The sequence below is a fragment of the Mycolicibacterium stellerae genome, from assembly GCF_003719305.1.
Classification (GTDB): Bacteria; Actinomycetota; Actinomycetes; order Mycobacteriales; family Mycobacteriaceae; genus Mycobacterium; species Mycobacterium stellerae.
Genome location: NZ_RARC01000040.1, coordinates 15,503 through 31,524, shown reverse-complemented (window position 1 = coordinate 31,524; position 16,022 = coordinate 15,503). Strand labels below are relative to the sequence as shown.

The 16,022-nt window shown below is 68.4% G+C and carries 15 protein-coding genes; 12 read left to right on the top strand and 3 right to left on the bottom strand.

Annotation, left to right across the window (positions count from 1 at the left end):
* Positions 1 to 2 precede the first annotated feature (2 nt).
* From D6M19_RS30840 to D6M19_RS30795, 10 genes are all read left to right on the top strand, one after another.
* A complete protein-coding gene (locus D6M19_RS30840; protein ID WP_123029095.1) occupies positions 3 to 1,253 on the top strand; it encodes a PPE domain-containing protein in 1,251 nt (416 codons plus the stop codon).
* An 83-nt stretch (positions 1,254 to 1,336) separates the two neighbouring features.
* Positions 1,337 to 1,642 carry a WXG100 family type VII secretion target gene (locus D6M19_RS30835; RefSeq protein WP_123029094.1) on the top strand — a complete coding sequence of 102 codons (306 nt, stop codon included), beginning with the start codon at positions 1,337 to 1,339 and terminating at the stop codon, positions 1,640 to 1,642.
* Between the two features lie 44 nt (positions 1,643 to 1,686).
* Positions 1,687 to 1,977, top strand: coding sequence for a WXG100 family type VII secretion target (locus D6M19_RS30830; RefSeq protein WP_123029093.1), 291 nt, complete (start codon positions 1,687 to 1,689; stop codon positions 1,975 to 1,977).
* Positions 1,978 to 2,064: 87 nt separating this feature from the next.
* Positions 2,065 to 2,946: an ESX secretion-associated protein EspG gene (locus tag D6M19_RS30825; protein WP_234835129.1), complete on the top strand. Its 882-nt coding sequence runs from the start codon at positions 2,065 to 2,067 to the stop codon at positions 2,944 to 2,946.
* 111 nt (positions 2,947 to 3,057) lie between these two features.
* Complete coding sequence (gene eccB / locus D6M19_RS30820) at positions 3,058 to 4,551, top strand: type VII secretion protein EccB (protein ID WP_123029092.1); 1,494 nt, start codon at positions 3,058 to 3,060, stop codon at positions 4,549 to 4,551.
* A 70-nt stretch (positions 4,552 to 4,621) separates the two neighbouring features.
* Positions 4,622 to 6,181: a MinD/ParA family ATP-binding protein gene (locus tag D6M19_RS30815; RefSeq protein ID WP_234835128.1), complete on the top strand. Its 1,560-nt coding sequence runs from the start codon at positions 4,622 to 4,624 to the stop codon at positions 6,179 to 6,181.
* On the top strand, positions 6,178 to 7,698 hold the full coding sequence (eccD, locus tag D6M19_RS30810; protein ID WP_123029091.1) for a type VII secretion integral membrane protein EccD: 1,521 nt from the start codon (positions 6,178 to 6,180) through the stop codon (positions 7,696 to 7,698). The genes D6M19_RS30815 and eccD overlap by 4 nt, the downstream gene beginning before the upstream one ends.
* Positions 7,698 to 9,356: a type VII secretion-associated serine protease mycosin gene (gene mycP / locus D6M19_RS30805; protein WP_123029090.1), complete on the top strand. Its 1,659-nt coding sequence runs from the start codon at positions 7,698 to 7,700 to the stop codon at positions 9,354 to 9,356. The genes eccD and mycP overlap by 1 nt, the downstream gene beginning before the upstream one ends.
* Positions 9,353 to 10,996, top strand: a complete 1,644-nt coding sequence (gene eccE, locus D6M19_RS30800) for a type VII secretion protein EccE (RefSeq protein WP_123029089.1) — start codon at positions 9,353 to 9,355, stop codon at positions 10,994 to 10,996. The genes mycP and eccE overlap by 4 nt, the downstream gene beginning before the upstream one ends.
* A gap of 61 nt (positions 10,997 to 11,057) precedes the next feature.
* Complete coding sequence (locus D6M19_RS30795; RefSeq protein WP_123029088.1) at positions 11,058 to 12,809, top strand: AAA family ATPase; 1,752 nt, start codon at positions 11,058 to 11,060, stop codon at positions 12,807 to 12,809.
* 142 nt (positions 12,810 to 12,951) lie between these two features.
* On the opposite strand, the gene D6M19_RS30790 is transcribed toward D6M19_RS30795, so the two are convergent.
* A complete protein-coding gene (locus D6M19_RS30790) occupies positions 12,952 to 14,517 on the bottom strand; it encodes an acyl-CoA carboxylase subunit beta (protein WP_123029087.1) in 1,566 nt (521 codons plus the stop codon).
* Positions 14,514 to 14,786 (bottom strand): DivIVA domain-containing protein, encoded by a 273-nt coding sequence (locus tag D6M19_RS35195; RefSeq protein WP_123029123.1) that lies wholly within the window; start codon positions 14,784 to 14,786, stop codon positions 14,514 to 14,516. Before D6M19_RS35195 ends, D6M19_RS30790 begins: the two co-directional genes overlap by 4 nt.
* 76 nt (positions 14,787 to 14,862) lie before the next feature.
* Between D6M19_RS35195 and D6M19_RS30780 the strand changes: the two genes are divergently transcribed.
* Both D6M19_RS30780 and D6M19_RS30775 read left to right on the top strand, forming a co-directional pair.
* Positions 14,863 to 15,357, top strand: a complete 495-nt coding sequence (locus D6M19_RS30780; protein ID WP_123029086.1) for a MarR family winged helix-turn-helix transcriptional regulator — start codon at positions 14,863 to 14,865, stop codon at positions 15,355 to 15,357.
* Entirely contained in the window at positions 15,354 to 15,764 is a 411-nt protein-coding gene (locus tag D6M19_RS30775) for a DUF5313 domain-containing protein (protein WP_123029085.1), read from the top strand. The genes D6M19_RS30780 and D6M19_RS30775 overlap by 4 nt, the downstream gene beginning before the upstream one ends.
* Here the strand turns inward: D6M19_RS30775 and D6M19_RS30770 are convergent.
* Positions 15,761 to 16,009, bottom strand: coding sequence for a hypothetical protein (locus D6M19_RS30770; RefSeq protein WP_123029084.1), 249 nt, complete (start codon positions 16,007 to 16,009; stop codon positions 15,761 to 15,763). The two genes, D6M19_RS30775 and D6M19_RS30770, sit on opposite strands and share 4 nt — an antisense overlap.
* Between the last annotated feature and the right edge of the window lie 13 nt (positions 16,010 to 16,022).

Genomic DNA, 16,022 nt, shown 5'->3' with positions numbered 1-16,022 from the left:
CCATGGCGGGCCAGTGGAGCGCGTTGCCCCCCGAGGTCAACGCCGGCCAACTGATGGCCGGCGACCAGGGCGCCAGCATCGCCGCGGCGGCCGCCGCGTACGAGGCGCTCGCCGCGGCGCTCACCGCCGAGGGCGCCAAGATGGCGGCCACCGCAGGCGTCACCGCTTCGACTGGATGGGTCGGCGTCGGCGGAACCGCGATGATGGCCACCGCGATGCCCTACGTCGCCGCCCTCGAACTGCTTGCCGCATGGGTGCAGCAGTCGGCTGCCTCGGCCGCCGCGATCGAGCAGGCCTACGTGACCGCGAAGATGGGGATGATTCCGGTGCCGGCCTGCACGACCAACCGCGTCACGTGGGACGGCCTGTGCAAGACCAACTTCTTCGGCATCAACTTCCCGCCGATGGGTGCGCTCGACGTGGAGTACTTCGGCCACTTCTGGACCAACAACGCCGGGATGATGGGCGGATACGAGGGGATCGTGTCGGCGATCCTCGTCACGCTTGGCATCCCGCCGCCACCGGCGCCGTTGACCGCGAACCCCGCGGGCGCGGCAGGCCAGGCCGCCGCGATCAGCCAGGCCGCGGCGAGCGGTGCAACAAGCGCGGCGATGTCGCAGAGCCTGTCGGGAGTCAACCAGGCGGCAAGCGCTGTGCAGCCGGGCGCCCAGACAGCGGCCGCGCCGGCCCAGTCGATGGCGTCGATGGCGCCACAGATGATGAGCCAGCTGGGTCAACTCCCGCAGATGGCTGCCCAGCCGCTGCAGATGCTGGGTCAGTTCCCGCAGATGCTGGGTCAGATGCCGCAGATGGCGATGGGCATGCTCGGACCGTTGAGCAGCGGCATGGGCGGGGGCGGTATCGGCACGGCGGGCATCGACAAGGTCGGCCAGTTCGACCAGACGACGCTGGCGGCCACCACCGATGCCGCCGCACGTGGCGGCGGTGGCGGCGGCGCAGGGGGCCTTGGCGGCGGAGCCGGCGTGATGTCCAGCTTCACCAGGCCCACCGGCAGCTTCAATGCGCCAGGTCCCCCCAAGCTGCCGACCGGCTGGACGCCGGGCGCCGCCGTCCCCGAGGTCGCAGCATCGGCAGGCCCGGCAACCGGCGGCGGCACTGGCGGACTGTACGGCGCGCCGGCCGCCGCAGGCGCTGCCGGCCACATGGGACGCGACGAACGCGGCAGGGAAGGCTCCGCCGAGGGCAGGACCATGCAGCTGACGGTTGGTCCACGCTCCGGAAGGGAGGATTGACCGAGAAATTGGTGCAAAGACCTCCGCGCAAGCGGAATAGGCTCTAGACATCCAGGCAGCAAACTGAAGAAAAGGAACATCACGTGCCATCTACCGTTATCGTCGGCGCCGATAAGCTGCGCGCCGCAGCCACCCAACTCGAGCACCTGCGCAATGAGGCCGAGGGCACTCTCACGAATTACCTGTCCGCCTCGCACGACATCGCCAGCGGCGGATGGAAGGGCGACGCGTCGATGGCCAACGTGGTCACCGCCGAGGAGATCCACAACGCCCAGATGAAGCTGAACACCCAGTGGGGCGAGCTGATCCACGCCCTGCAGGCCGCGGCAACCAGGTACGAAGAGCAGGAAGCGGCCGCCAGGGCGGCCATGCAAGGCGTTGCGCAGTAGTTGCGACCTCACTGACCTGACTGACCCGAAAGGACTTATCGACCATGTTTGAGTACAACCCGGCCATGATCCCGGAATACGCCCAGGCCATCGGCGGGGCGAGCAGTCACCTCAACGACATCAGGCAATCGGCGACAAACACCCTCGTCAGCGTCCGCGAAGAGTTCGAGGGCAACGGCGGTGGGTCGTTCGAGCAAGCCCAGATGCTGATCAACAGCGGCATCGACGAAGGCGTCGATGTCTGCAACAGGCATTCCAGCACCGTCATGCACGTGCTCGACGAGATGATGAACACCGACACCGCCGCCGGCCAGTCGTTCGGGATCGGCGGCTGACAAAGCACCGCACACCCGCGTGAGCAGGGGAGGCCGATCGACGTGTTGGCCTCCCCTGCTACGTCTACGGCCGAGAGGAGGGCACCGATGCCGGAGCTGACGACGACACCGAACGGAATCTGGATCCTCCAGGCGCTGCTCGGCGTCGAGAAGATGCCCACCGCGTTGCGGTTACGTCCCTTCATCCCGTCGGTGGACGGGGACGGCACCGTGGCGACGGAACTCGGCGACGTCCCGTGGTCGCAGACCGCCGAGTATCAAGCCCACGTGGCTGCCGGAGTCATCGACGCCGACGGTCGCGTCGACGATGCGGTTCGCGACTGGATGGCCGTCGTCGGCAGGCCGCAGCGAGAAGTTCTGGTCGTCATCCGTCGTCCCGCGCCGCTGGACGCACCGATCTCCGGCGGGGAGGACCCGCCCGCCTTCATCGACGAGCGGGTGATGTCGATCTGCCAGCGTGAGCGCTGGCTGGCCATGATCGCGCGCAGCGGCGACGAGGTGGTGCTCGCTCCGCTGGGCGAGGCCGCACGCAGCGACGAACAGCTCGATTTGATCTGCGACACCGTAATGCATGCGTTCTCCCGTGGTGAGGCTGCGGCGATCTCGGGCTTCAACGTGCCAAGTGCAGCCTTCGAGAGCGCTCTGAAGGAGAACGTCCCGAAAGGTCGCGCCGTGCTGGCATCGGCACTGGCCCGCCTGGGCCTGTCGCCCGATCAGGTCGCGGCGGTGTCGGCTGGCGTGCACCTCGACGAATCGGCGATGGCGGTTGTCTCAGTGATCGAGCACGGCATCGAGAACCACTTCCACCCTTATGTGATCTCGGTGGTCGACTCTGAGTTCGGGCGCATCACGATCAGCCATACGACGGGGCCGGACGGGACCCGCTGGACGAGCGTGTGGCCCGCCTCCGCCGAGGCGCTGCGACAAGACCTCGGCAATTTACTCAACGCGGCGAAGGCGCCAGCGTAGCCGTCGCCGCGTCATCCCCAGCAAACGCCAACAGATACCCCGACGAATGCCGCCCTGCTCCGCAGAATATGCGGTTCGACGGGGCCGAACCCGCAAGTAAGGTATTGAGTCATGGCTTTGAATCTGGCCAGCGGACTCCAGGTGTCGGCGCACTTCTTCTGGAACCGGCGAAATGCCGCAGCGCTGTCGCATCACGGTGTGCGAATGGAGTTCGATCCGGTTCAGCGCCAGCGCGCATCGCTGATTCTCGGCTTCATCTTCGCGCTCCTGGCGGTCGCGTTGATGTTCGTGCTGTCCTGGTTCAAGCCCGCAGGGCAGGTCGGACAATCGGCGATCCTCGCCGACCGCGACACCGGCGCGACCTTCGTCCTTGTCGACGGCCGGCTGCACCCTGCGGTCAATCTGATCAGTGCGCGGCTCATCACCGGCCAGTCGAGTAACCCCACCTTCGTCAAAGCCAACGAGCTCGCGAAATACCCGCAGGGCCCGTCGGTGGGCATTGCCGGTGCGCCGTCGACCATGCCGCTGCGCACCGCCGACAGCTCGGAGTGGACGATCTGCGACAGCGCGCCCGACAATCCGAACGCCGCGCCCGTCGTCACGGCCATCGGCGGTCCCCTTACGGTCGGATCACGAGCCACGCCGCTGCAACCACCGAAGGCGGTGCTCGCCGAGCACGACGACAAGACTTACGTCGTCTGGGATGGGCAGCGCTCCGAGATCGACCTGTCCAACAAGGCGGTCAGCCTTGCGCTCGGCGTCGACTCCGACGCCCCGCAGCCGGTGAAGATCTCGACGCCGCTGTTCGATGCGCTGCCCGCAACCGAACCGCTGAACACCCCGGCGATCCCTGGGGCGGGCGCACCGTCGCAGTTCAACGTGGCCCGCGGTGCTGTCGTCGGATCGGTGCTTTCGGTGCGTGATCTGCAGACCGACGCCGACAACTTCTATGTGCTGCTGCGCAACGGCGTCCAGCCCATCTCGCCGTTCGTGGCGTCGCTGTTGCGGTCGGCCAACTCGTTCGGAGACGAGCTACCGGTCGTGGTCGCTCCAGACCGGCTCGCCAGCGTTCCCGTCGTCGAGACTCTCCCCGTCGACTACTACCCCGCCACCCGGCTCGAGCTCGTCGACACCGCGACCAATCCGGTCACCTGCCTGAACTGGTCGAAGGGGTCGACCGACCGAACCTCGCAGACCATGGTGCTTTCCGGCAAGGGCCTGCCCATCCCGATCGGGTCGGACGACCGGTTGTTGCAGCTGGTCAAGAATGACCGGTCGGCTACGAGTATCGAGGCCGACCAGGTATATATGTCTCCTGGGGCGACCAACCTGGTGATGACCACCGGCGCCGCGCCGGACGCCACCAGCCGCGAGTCCATGTGGTGGATCAGCGATCAGGGCGTGCGGTACGGAATCTCGCTGGAAGACGAGACGCTCCGGGCACTTGGCATTTCACCGCCGATGGCGCGACAGGCACCGTGGCCGTTGATCCGGGTATTCGCTCCCGGGCCCGCGCTCAGTCGCACCGACGCGATGACCCAGCACGACACCCTGGCGGCACCCGCCGAGGCGGCCCCGCTCACCCAGGCGCAGAGACCGCAATGAGCTCGATGAACACCCGCAGACAACGAGATTCACCGGAGGAGACCATGGACGCGCAGTCAGGATTCACGCCGTGACCGAACGCGACGACTTCTTGCGGGAACACCTCTCACCGCCATCGGATTCCGGCGATGAGCCCGCGAACCGCCCGCCCGAGCCGCCTCGGCAGGCGGGGCCGGATGACACTTCCACGCGCAACGGGATCAACGACGGACCGCGGCATAGCGGCCCCGAGGGCGACGCGCCCCGGCCGGGCGAGGACGCCGTCCGCAGGCCGGCGGAGCCGGGCCGACCCGGCGATGATCGCCGCCCGCGGTGGACCGCAGATCCCGGCCGGGCTCACACGGGACCTCAGCGCATACCGCCAGGCGGTTTCCGGCATGGGCCGCCGCCGCGTCCGACCGACCCGAGCGCGCCACCCGCGCCCGGCGGAGAGCCAGGCACCGGCGCCCGCCCCGAAGGCAGGCCACGGGAGGAGACGCCGGCCGAGTCCACCCGGGTGATACCGCCGACCGGTGCGGACGGGAGGGGCAATACCGCTTCTGGCCGTCCCGGATCGCCTGGCTGGCAGCAGGAGCCGCCGCGCGACCGCTCCCCGCGTCCGGCCGGTCAGGACTGGTCGTCGCAGTCGTCGTCGTCACCGAACTGGGCCGCCGCCCCCGCTGCAGCGCCGCCGTCGACCGGCTACTCCTACGTCGACAGCATCCGCACAAGCGAATTGGTGCCGTCCAAGAAGGTGCCGCCGCGAAAAGGCTGGCGGCGCTTCATCTATCGCGGCACATTTGGGCTGATCAATCTCGGTCCGTCACCCGACGAACAGCGTCTGGCCGACCTCGAGCTCAAGATCCGTTCGCTGCTGCGCGGGCATTACAAGATCGGCGTGTTCGGCAAGGGCGGTGTCGGAAAGACGACGGTCGCGGCCAGCGTCGGCTCGATCTTCGCCGAGCTGCGCCAGGACGACCGCGTGGTGGCCATCGACGCCGACACCGCGTTCGGCAAGCTCGGCAGCCGCATCGATCCGAACGCGGCGGGCTCGTACTGGGAACTGGCGGCCGACGAACACCTCGACACCTTCGCCGACGTTCGCAGTCGCGTGGGCAACAACTCCGCGGGACTGTTCGTGCTCGCCGGTGAATCCAGCACGGCGCGGCGCCGGGTGCTCGACCCGGCGATCTATCGCGAGGCCACCGCACGGCTGGACAGGCACTTCACCATTTCGATCGTGGACTGCGGCTCGACGATGGACTCCGCGATCGCCCAGGAGGTACTGCGCGACCTCGACGCGTTGATCGTGGTGTCCTCGCCGTGGGTGGACGGCGCCTCGGCGGCCGGCCAGACGATGGAGTGGTTGGCCAACCGCGGCTACACCGGGTTACTGCATCGCACCGTGGTGGTGCTCAACGACTCCGACGGTCACGCCGACAAGCGCACCCGCTCGATCCTCGTGCAGCAGTTCGCCAGTCGCGGTCAGGTCGTCGTCGAAGTTCCGTTCGACTCGCACCTGCGGCCCGGCGGGGTGATCGACGTGACCTCAGAGATGTCGCCGTTGACAAGGCGACGCTTCATCGAGGTCACCGCGGCGATCGCCGAGCACTTCGCATCCACCACCGACGGACCGCGGGACCGCCGGTGACGACTGTTCGCGAACCGGCACCCAGCCCGGCCACCCGCACCGCGACTGGAGTCGAGGTACCGCCGTCGTGCCGGGTGTCGATACTGGCGGGCGATTCCCACCAGATCGATCTCGTGTTGCCGTCGGCTGCTCCGCTCAACACCTTGGTCGATCCGACGGTGATCGCGATCAACAAAGTGCTGCGCGGCCGCGGCGCCACCGAATTGCCTCCAGCCGCTTATGAATTCGCGCGAGCGGCGGGGATGTCGGCGTTGGCGTCGGACGTCTCGCTCGCCGGTCACAACATCGCCGACGGCGACGTGTTGGCGCTGGTACCCGCAGGCAAGGCCGAACGCTACGGGCCGGTGGTGGAGAACGTTTCGACGGCGCTGGCACAATACGCCTCCGAGCACTTCGTCCGGGTCACCGCTGCGACCGCCTTGACGGTCGCCGTTGTGATCATCGGCGGTGCGCTCGGTGTGGCGAGCATGCTGGCGTGGCGGTTGCGCTGGGCTCACGAGAGCGCGCTGTTGGTGCCGATCCTGTTTGCGGCCGTGGCGATCGGTCTGCTGCTGACCGTCGCGATCGGTGCGCGAGTCGGCGCGGGCCGAGTCGTCACCGACGGCGCGGCGTGGGCGGCGCTCGTCACTGCGGGATTGGCCGCGGCGACCATTCCGCCAGGCGGTTCCCCCGGTGCGCCGCACGCGTTTCTGGCCGCCGCCACCACGCTGGCGGGAGTCTGGCTGCTGGTGCGGTTCTCCGGGCGCTACTGGACGGCGGCCGCGGCGATCATCACGGCAGGCTTCGGCGCCGCCGTGGTTGCCCTTGTGCGGATGTACTGGGACGTGCCGGGGCCACGGATCGCGGTTGCCATATTGGTCGCGGTCCTGGTCGCGGTGAGCGCCGCGCCGACAATCGCACTGCGGATGGCGAATGTCCCCCGGCAGACGTTCGGTTCGATCACGGGCCGCGACATCTTCGCGCGTGCTCCCGGCCAGCCCGAAGACACGGTGTCGCCGGTCGAGGAAGGCCCGCCGTCGGATGTCACGCTCTCCGGCGCGCAGGTGGCGGCCGCGGCACGCAAATCCAACACCGTGTTGACCGGGGTGCTGCTCGGCGTCGCCGCCGTCGCCGTGCCCGCGTCGTGGGTTGCGGTGACACCCCACGGCGAGCGGGAGTGGGCACAGCTGGTGGTGCTTGGAGCGGTTGCCGCCATTCTGATCTTGCGCGCCAGGGCATTTCGCGACCGAAGGCACGCGATCATCCTGGTCGCCATTGCGGTTGCCGCGCTGATCGGGGCCGCCGCCAAGTACGGACTGCAGTCCGCGGCCAACGACACGTCCGCGACGCTGCTCGCTGCCGGCGCGGCTCTTGGCATCGCGGCCCTTGGCCTGGTGGCCGCGACCGTGGTGCCGCCACGGGTGTTCTCGCCGCCGGTGCGCAAGATCGTCGAGTACACCGAATACATCCTGTTGGCCCTGGTGATTCCGTTCGCAGCGTGGGCGCTCGGAATCCTGCAATACATCCGCTATCACTGATGGATCGACCGACCCGCGCAGCGCGGAGCACATCTGCGGCGGCAGTGGCTGTCCTGCTGCTTGGCGCCAACGTGATGATGCCCGCGGCGGCGGTGGCCATCGAGCCACCCGGCGTCGATCCTGCCGCCCTGCCGCCGGACGACACACCCGGTCCCGATCAGGAGATGAAGCAGCAGAACACCTGCGCCGACCCGTTGACCGTGGCGAACCCCGACGTCACCCAGGCCGCACCGGGCAACGTCATGCTGGACGTCTCCAAGGCGTGGAAATATTCCACCGGCGCGGGTGTGACGGTCGGGCTCATCGACACCGGCGTCACCCCGAATCCGCGCCTCCCCGCGCTGTTTCCCGGCGGCGACTATGTGATGGGTGACGAGAACGGCGGGTTGTTCGACTGCGACTCGCACGGCACCGTCGTCGCGTCGATCATCGCCGCGCAACCGTCCGACCCGGCCGCAAAGCCACCTCCGATGCCCCCCGGCGTAGAGGCCGCGCCTCCGCCTCCCGACGTTCCGGCGTCGCCGTTTCCGACGACCCCGCCACCTGCCCCGCCGAAGCCGAGCACGGTCACGGTCACCGCTCCGCCCCCGCCGGCACCGCCGCCGCCCGAAGAGGCGCCTCCTCCCCCCGAAGAGCCCGTCGCTCCCGCGGCCGGGCCCGGCGGAGGTGAGGTGCCGCCGGTGCCGGGACCACCACCGGGCAGCCCCGACGGTGTCGTCGGTGTCGCCCCGGATGCCACGCTGATCTCGGTGCGTCAGTCGTCATCCGCGTTCGGGCCTGCGCGACCGCAACCCGGCGACAACGAGGAGATCCGCCGCAAGGCAGGCGACATCGCGACGCTCGCCCGTGCCGTCGTGCACCTTGCGAACCTCGGGGTCAGGGTGATGAACATCTCGGTGACGGCGTGCATCAACGCCGCGCAGCCGATCGATCAGGCCGCGCTCGGTGCCGCCATTCGTTACGCCGCGGTCGACAAGGACATCGTCATCGTGGCCGCCGCGGGCAACGAGGGCGAAGGCTCGTCGTGCGGACAGAACCCCCTGTTCAACCCACTGCGGGCCGAGGACCCCCGCGACTGGCAGGACGTATCCACCATCGTCACGCCGGCCTGGTTCTCCGACTACGTCCTCGCGGTCGGTGCGGTATCCCCTGACGGGCAGCCGCTGCCGCAGAGCATCGCGGGTCCGTGGGTCGGTGTCGCAGCGCCCGGCCTGGAGGTGATGGGCTTGTCGAGCGTCAACGGCGCACCGATAAACGCGCTGCCCGGGCGGGACCCGGGCAAGGCGGTTCCGTTGTCCGGCACCAGCTTCGCCACGGCATACACCTCTGGGGTGGCGGCGCTGGTGCGGGCCAAGTACCCGCAACTGTCCGCCCACCAGATCATCCGGCGAATCACCGAGACCGCGCACAACCCGCCGCGCGGCGTCGACAACAAGGTCGGCTACGGCGTCGTCGATCCGGTCGCCGCGCTGACATTCGACGTGCCACCCGGCGATCGGCTGCCGCCCGAGCATCTGACCAAGTTGCTGCATGTGCCGACCCCGCCGCCACCCCCCGATCTGCGACCGCGGCACACCGCGCTGATCGGTGCCGCGGTCGTGGCCGGGTTGGCCGCGGTGGTCGCCGCGGCTGCGGCGGTTCGGCGGAGGCGGTCATGAAGGCGCGCACGCTTGGCATCAACGCCACCATTCCCGTGGTGGTCGCTGTCGAAGTCGCGGTGCTCGCCGCGATCGTGGTTTTCCCGCCGGCACGGGCGTCGTGGTGGCCCACCGCTGCGACGGCGGTGGTGGCGATCGCGCTGCTGATGGTCACGGTGTACCGGCGCAACGTCGTCACGTGGTTCGTCGACCGGGTTCGCTGGTGGCGACGTCGTCGCCGCTTCGAATCCCTTGCCGCGTCGGTCGACATCCCACACGGCGCTTCGCTTTACGGCGTTCGGGTCCCGGACAGGTTGGACGGTGAAGCGATCACGATGGTCGAGGTGACCGGCCAGGCTTACTCGCCGACGCTTCTGACCGGATCGGCGACTGCGCTGACCCCCAACCGGCTGCCGCTTGAGGCGTTGACCGATCTGCTCGATCAGCCGGGCGGCATCCGGTTGTCGGGTGTCGACGTGGTGTCGAGCGGCCTGCGGGTACGCCGCGGCATCGGCTACCCGCCGCTGTATTCCACCCTGCTGGCCGACCGCCCCGCCGCGGGGCAGCGCCGAACGTACCTGGTGGTGCGACTCGACGTGGCCAACTCGGTGAGCGGACTTGCATATCGCTCGACGGTCGGCGCGGCCGCGGCAGCGGCGACCGAGCGGATTATCAATGCGCTGCTGCAGCGCGGTGTCCGGGCAAAACCGTTGACCGCCAAGGATGTCGACGCCGCGCTCGTCGAGCTGGGGGCAAGCCTTGCTGTGGTGCCCGCCGAAGCCGAGCCCGACAACACACCCGTGGGTGTACGCATCCCGACTCCGGTGGCTCCCACCGAATTGTGGAAGTCGATCGAGGCTCATCCCGGCTATCTGACGTCCTACTACTTCTCCCCCGAGGACATCACCACCAACACGCTCAACCAGATGTGGGCGCTGCGTTCGGACGGTGTCGTGCAGACGATTTCGCTGACCAAGAACCGAGGGCCGACGGAGGGCCGCGCCTGGGTGTCGGCGATCGTGCGGGTCAACGACCCGCAGGCGCCGACGAGGCCGCCCACGCTGTACCTCAACCCGCTGCCCGGTCATCAGGGCCCCGCCGCGACACGGTCTGCCCCGCTGCCGCGCCGGTTCGACGCGGTGCCTGCCCGGCCGTTGGACAGCTCACCGCTCGAGCTGCCGGTCGGCTCATCGGGTGTGCTCGTCGGCACCACTCAGCGCGGCGACCTGTTGCTGCTGTCGTTGACCGATCCGGATCAGGCCACCCGCATCGCGTTGCACACCGGCATGCAGTACGCCTGCCAGCTGCTGGTTCGGGCGGCGGCGGTCGGCGAGCGGATCGCGATCTACACCGACAAGCCCGCCAGGTGGCGCCAGCTCGAGCAGCCGTTGATCGCGGTGGTCGATCGCAGACATCCCCCGGAGTTCGTGCCATCGATCATCGTCAGTGACCGGGCCGGCGGGCCGCCGCCAGCCGGTTTGGCGTCGTCGGTGATCACGATCGGTGAGGCCGATCGCAACACACCGACGCCGGATCTGTCGTTCACCCAGGTATCGGCGTCGACGGTCCGCATCGCCACCTCGGCGTTCACCACCGATGTCCAGATCGCCACCTTCAAAGCCGAGCAGCCCTTCCTGGGCGCCGCGGGCCAGACCGCATAGGAGCACTCTGTGACTGCGGACGCGAGGAGCAATTGATGACTGCGGACGCGAGGAGCAATTTATGACTGCCCCGACCGATCAGCGCCGCTCGTTCGACACCGCGATCGAACGCTTCAAGGCCGGCGACGCTCGCGGCGCGTTGACCGGCTTCGTCGCGGTCACTGCCGCGCAGCCGACGATGTCGGACGCCTGGCTCGGCAGGATCGCCTGCGGGGATCACGCCATCGACGTGCTCGAGGCGGCGCACCGCAATTCGCGGTCGCTGTACCGGGAGACCCGGCGGATCGGGTTGGTCGACGGCGATCTGCACGCCAGGCTCGACGCGCCGCTGTACGTCACGATGCCTGTCTGGTCACGCTCGACGATCGCGCTGGCGTACGCCACCGCCCTGATTGCCGACCGGCGCTTCGCCGAGGCGGTCGACGTGCTCGAAGATCCCGTCGTCACCGGCGATGCGATGGCCGCACAGTGGGCTCAGTTCGTCGGCGCGGCCGCCAACCACTTGGCCCAACGGTGGCCGGACGTGCTGAGGATCGCCGCCAAGTCGCCGCCCGCGCACGCCACCCACGTCGTCGACGACCTCACCGCTGCGGTCGACACGCTTGCCGCGGCGGCGGCCGCCAGCATCGGGCAGTTTCAAACCGCGCTGGATCGCGCCAACACCATCGCGACGAAGAACCAGTACATCGCCGCGGACGCCGCCCTGACCAGGGGATGGTGTCTGCGCGAACTGGGTCAGGAGGACGCCGCGCGAGCGTCGTTCGAGCAGGCGACCAACAACGGCGTACTGCTCGACGCCGCCTCGCAGGCACTGTCAAACCCGGGCTACCGACTGATCGTCACCGACTCGGACACCATCGCCACCCGCACCGACCCCTGGGATCCCAGCACCGAGACGTCCAAGGCGCAACGCGCGGCCGAGGCTCTGGAGCAGCAGAAGGACGAGGTACTCGCGCAGGCGCAGCGCAAGCTGGACGAGTTGATCGGTCTGACGGGCCCGAAGGAACAGATCACGGTGTGGCGCACCGAGATCCAGATCGACCAGATCCTCGCCGACAGGGGCGAGGAGACGTCGATGACGAACGAGAACCACATGGTGCTCGAGGGTCCGCCCGGTACGGCGAAGACGTCGTTCGCCCGTATCGCCGCTGAGATCCTGTTCGGGCTCGGCAAGATCGACCACCCGACCGTCGTGGAGGTCACCGAAGAGGATCTCGTCGTCGGATACATCTCCCAGACCGCGGCCAGGATGAAAGAAGTGTGCGAATCCGCCTTGGGCGGTGTGCTTTTCATCGACGAGGCGTACCGGCTGGCGCCCGAGCACGAGGGTCACTCGTTCGGCAAGGACGCGATCAACACCCTGCTGAAGTACATGGAGGACTTCCGCGACCGGCTGGTGGTGATCGTCGCAGGCTATCCGAAGGAGATGCGGCGGTTCATGCAGGCCAATCCCGGTTTGGCGTCGCGCTTCCACCTGACCCTTTCGTTCACCAGCTACACGCCCGACGAGATCGTGGCGATCGGGCAGCTGATCGCGGGCAAGGAGAAGCTCGTGATCGCCGACACCGCGTGGCCGCTACTCCGCGCCGAAGCCGCCAGGCTGCGCGACACCCCCATCGAGCAGGGCACCGCACTTGACACCGCCGGCAACGGCCGGTTCGCGCGCAAGGTCATCGTGCACTGCAAGCACGAGCGGGCCCGTCGGCTCAGCAGTACGCCACCGCAACTTCTGGCCCAGGCCGCCGACACCGATCTGATCGTCAACGACGACGACATGCGCCGTGCCATTGCTGCGGCCCTGTCGATCAACTGAATAATCAGTCTCGGAATAGCCGGGCGGCCGACGCCGTTAGACAGTCGGACGGTGCCGGACATGCCCCGGGTACCACCTGAATAACCGTCGCCTCGAGCGACCACTTGCCGTGAGGCGCTATGGCGGCACCGTCCACCCTTCTTCACCAGGTGTCGACGAACCTGCGCGGCGCGGTGGGCTCGGCATGTGCCGTCGCTGCCGTCAGCGTCTCGGCGATGATCCTTCTGGTGTCGGCCGGGTCGATGACGTCATCGATCTCGAACATCTGGGCGGCGTTGAGCGCCTTGGCATTCTCCTGCGCGGCAGCCGTTGCCTGCCGGACGCGCTCTTCGCGTTCGTCGTCGTCGGCGATCGCCTCCAGCTCCTTGCGCAGGCCCAGCCGCACCGCACCTTCGAGCCCCATCGGGCCAAGGTGCGCTCCGGGCCACGCCACGGTGAGCACCGGCTCGTGCAGGCTGCCACCCGTCATCGCCTGTGCGCCAAGGCCGTAGCCGCGGCGCAGCACGATTGCCACCAGCGGTACCCGCATGGCCGCGCCCGCGACGAGCATTCGGGACGCACGGCGCACCAGCGCCTCGCCCTCGGCGGCCGGGCCGACCATGTAGCCCGGGCAGTCGATGAGCGACAGCACGGGAATCCCGAAGCAGTCGCACAGCTGCAGGAACCGGGCCGCCTTGTCGGCCGCGGCTGCGGTGATCGCCCCTGCCATGTACCGGGTGTCGTTGGCGATCACCCCGACCGCCCGGCCTTCGATCCGCGCGAACGCGGTGACCATCTCGCGGGCGAAACGCGGCCGCAGAAACGTCACCGAACCGTTGTCCGCCAACGTCGTAATGACCGGGCCGACGTCATATGCGCGCCGGTCACGCTCGGGAATCATTGTGCGCAAAGGGGTTTGGTCGCCACCATCGCCAGGAGATATCGATCCCTGGAAGATGCCGAGCAGCCGCTTGGTGACAGCGACCGCCTCGGCCTCGTCGGCCACGACGACGTCGACCACGCCGTTGGGCTCCTGCACCGAGATCGGGCCGACCTCGTCGGGGTGGACGTCGCCGAGGCCGCCACCTGCGATCATGGCCGGCCCGCCCATCCCGATCGACGCGTCCCTTGTCGCCACGATCAGGTCGGAGGTGCCCGCGATGACCGCGTTGCCTGCAAAGCAGCGGCCCTTGACGATCGCGATCCGCGGCACCACGCCCGACAGCAGCGCCCACAGCTTGAAGGCGCGCGTCTCGAGCGACGACACCGTCGGAAAGTCGGTGTCGCCCGGCCGGCCGCCGCCGCCCTCGGCGAAGAAGACGGTCGGCAACCGCATCCGCTCGATCAGCTCGAACAGCCGGTCCTTTTTGCGGTGCCCGAGATAGCCCTGGGTGCCCGCCAAGACGGTGTAGTCGTAGGACAACACCGCGCAGGCGCTGCGCTGCGCACCGAAGAGGTCGCCGTTGATGCGCGCAGTGCCCGCCACCAGCCCGTCGGCGGGAGTGCGCGCGATCAGGTCATCGAGCTCGCGGCGGAACCGCTGGGCGGCGATGGCGAACCGGCCGTATTCGACGAACGAGCCGGGGTCGACGAGGTCGTCGATGTTCTCGCGGGCCGTGCGGCCGTTGGAGGCGTGCCTGCGTTCAACGGCTTCGGGGCGCGCGGCGTCCTGCGTCAACGCGCGTCGACGCACCATCTCGGCATGGTCGGCGCGAATCGGGCCGCTCATGCCCGGCGGTCCAGCCCGGCGATCGTGGCCTCGACTGTCTCGAGAAACGCGTCGACCTCGGCTTCGTTGTAGCCGCGCTTACCGAACGACGGTTTGGAGAACGCCACGTTGTGGACGTCGTCGGCGGTCAGACCACCGCGGCCCTCCAGCCGCGCGACGACATGGGTGATGAAATCGTCGACCTCGTCTTCGTTGTAGCCGCGTTTACCCCACGGCGGCTTGCCGAAAGTCGTTTCGCGCACCTCGTTCGCCGTCAGCCAGTCGGTCATGGCGCTGATGCTAAACGCCGCGGTGAGCTTCGTCACCAACTAGTTAGCACCCTAACTATTAGGGTACATTGCAGTTATGCCCGTCGTGGCCCAGGAAGTCGACCCGCTGGCGCTCGAACGCCAGGTCTGCTTCGCCCTTGCCGCCACCAACAGGGCCGTGCTCGCGGTGTACCGGCCGCTGCTCGAGCCGCTGGGGCTGACCCACCCGCAATACCTCGTGATGTTGGCACTGTGGGACCACCACCGCGGCAGCAATAGTGGCACACCGTTGTCGGTCAAGGAGATCGCCGGCTCGCTGCAGCTGGATTCGGCGACCCTGTCGCCGATGCTGAAACGCCTCGAGGCGCTGGGCCTGATCACCCGCACCCGGTCGGCCTCCGACGAAAGGGCCACCGACGTGCAACTCACCAAGGCCGGCCTGAACCTGCGGCGCAAGGCCCTCAAGATTCCGCCCGCAGTGATCGAACGGCTCGGGGTGGGGCTCGACGAGCTCGAACACGTCCATTCGGTGCTGACCCGAATCAACGCCGCCGCGCTCGCGGCAGGCGCCCTCGAAGGAGAACGCGCATGAACCGTCCGAACCCGGCCCAGTACATCGGCTATGTCTTCGGCCGCAGGCTTCCCGATGGCCTGCGGGACTGGGTGCGCAACGACCTCACCGGGCCTGGGGCGATCCGAAGGCACATGCTCCGCTATGCGATCCCGCCGCTGCTGGTGCTCGCACCGTTCTGGCTGCTGCCTGCGTCGCTGTACGTACATACGGAGATGACGGCGCCGATCTACATCTGGGCGTTGTTGATGGCGCTGGCGCTGAACAAGGTGTGGCGCCGCCACCGGCTCGCCCAGCACGGCCTTGACCCCAAGATCCTGGACGACATCGCGCGCGAAAAGAACGCCAGCTACCACGACGCTTACATCGCCAAATACGGACCTCGCCCCGAGGATGCGCGGCGGCAATCCAATAGCAGCCCGTTCTAGCCGCCGTAGAGCGAGTCGATGACCTGCGCGGCCGTCCGCAGATCGACGTTCGTCTCGTCGCGGTATGCCTTCATCGCTGCCATTTTGTTGCCCGAGGCGACGAGCTGCCGCACATGATCGGACACTTCGGTGGTGGCGAGCGCCTGCGGATCGGGCATCGGCACGCCCGTCTGTTTGTAGAGATGCCGCACAAGCTGCTCGAGCGCGCGCAGCCGATCGTAGATGTCGCTGTCATTGGAGGCCATCGCGACATTCTGG

What these genes read in the sequence shown, in the direction of transcription:
- mycP (WP_123029090.1), top strand. Translation starts at nt 7,698, where the DNA reads ATGGATCGACCGACCCGCGCAGCGCGGAGCACATCTGCGGCGGCAGTG.
- D6M19_RS35195 (WP_123029123.1), bottom strand. Translation starts at nt 14,786, where the DNA reads ATGACCGACTGGCTGACGGCGAACGAGGTGCGCGAAACGACTTTCGGC.
- D6M19_RS30775 (WP_123029085.1), top strand. Translation starts at nt 15,354, where the DNA reads ATGAACCGTCCGAACCCGGCCCAGTACATCGGCTATGTCTTCGGCCGC.
- D6M19_RS30840 (WP_123029095.1), top strand. Translation starts at nt 3, where the DNA reads ATGGCGGGCCAGTGGAGCGCGTTGCCCCCCGAGGTCAACGCCGGCCAA.
- D6M19_RS30825 (WP_234835129.1), top strand. Translation starts at nt 2,065, where the DNA reads ATGCCGGAGCTGACGACGACACCGAACGGAATCTGGATCCTCCAGGCG.
- D6M19_RS30795 (WP_123029088.1), top strand. Translation starts at nt 11,058, where the DNA reads ATGACTGCCCCGACCGATCAGCGCCGCTCGTTCGACACCGCGATCGAA.
- D6M19_RS30790 (WP_123029087.1), bottom strand. Translation starts at nt 14,517, where the DNA reads ATGAGCGGCCCGATTCGCGCCGACCATGCCGAGATGGTGCGTCGACGC.
- D6M19_RS30830 (WP_123029093.1), top strand. Translation starts at nt 1,687, where the DNA reads ATGTTTGAGTACAACCCGGCCATGATCCCGGAATACGCCCAGGCCATC.
- D6M19_RS30780 (WP_123029086.1), top strand. Translation starts at nt 14,863, where the DNA reads ATGCCCGTCGTGGCCCAGGAAGTCGACCCGCTGGCGCTCGAACGCCAG.
- eccB (WP_123029092.1), top strand. Translation starts at nt 3,058, where the DNA reads ATGGCTTTGAATCTGGCCAGCGGACTCCAGGTGTCGGCGCACTTCTTC.
- D6M19_RS30770 (WP_123029084.1), bottom strand. Translation starts at nt 16,009, where the DNA reads ATGGCCTCCAATGACAGCGACATCTACGATCGGCTGCGCGCGCTCGAG.
- eccE (WP_123029089.1), top strand. Translation starts at nt 9,353, where the DNA reads ATGAAGGCGCGCACGCTTGGCATCAACGCCACCATTCCCGTGGTGGTC.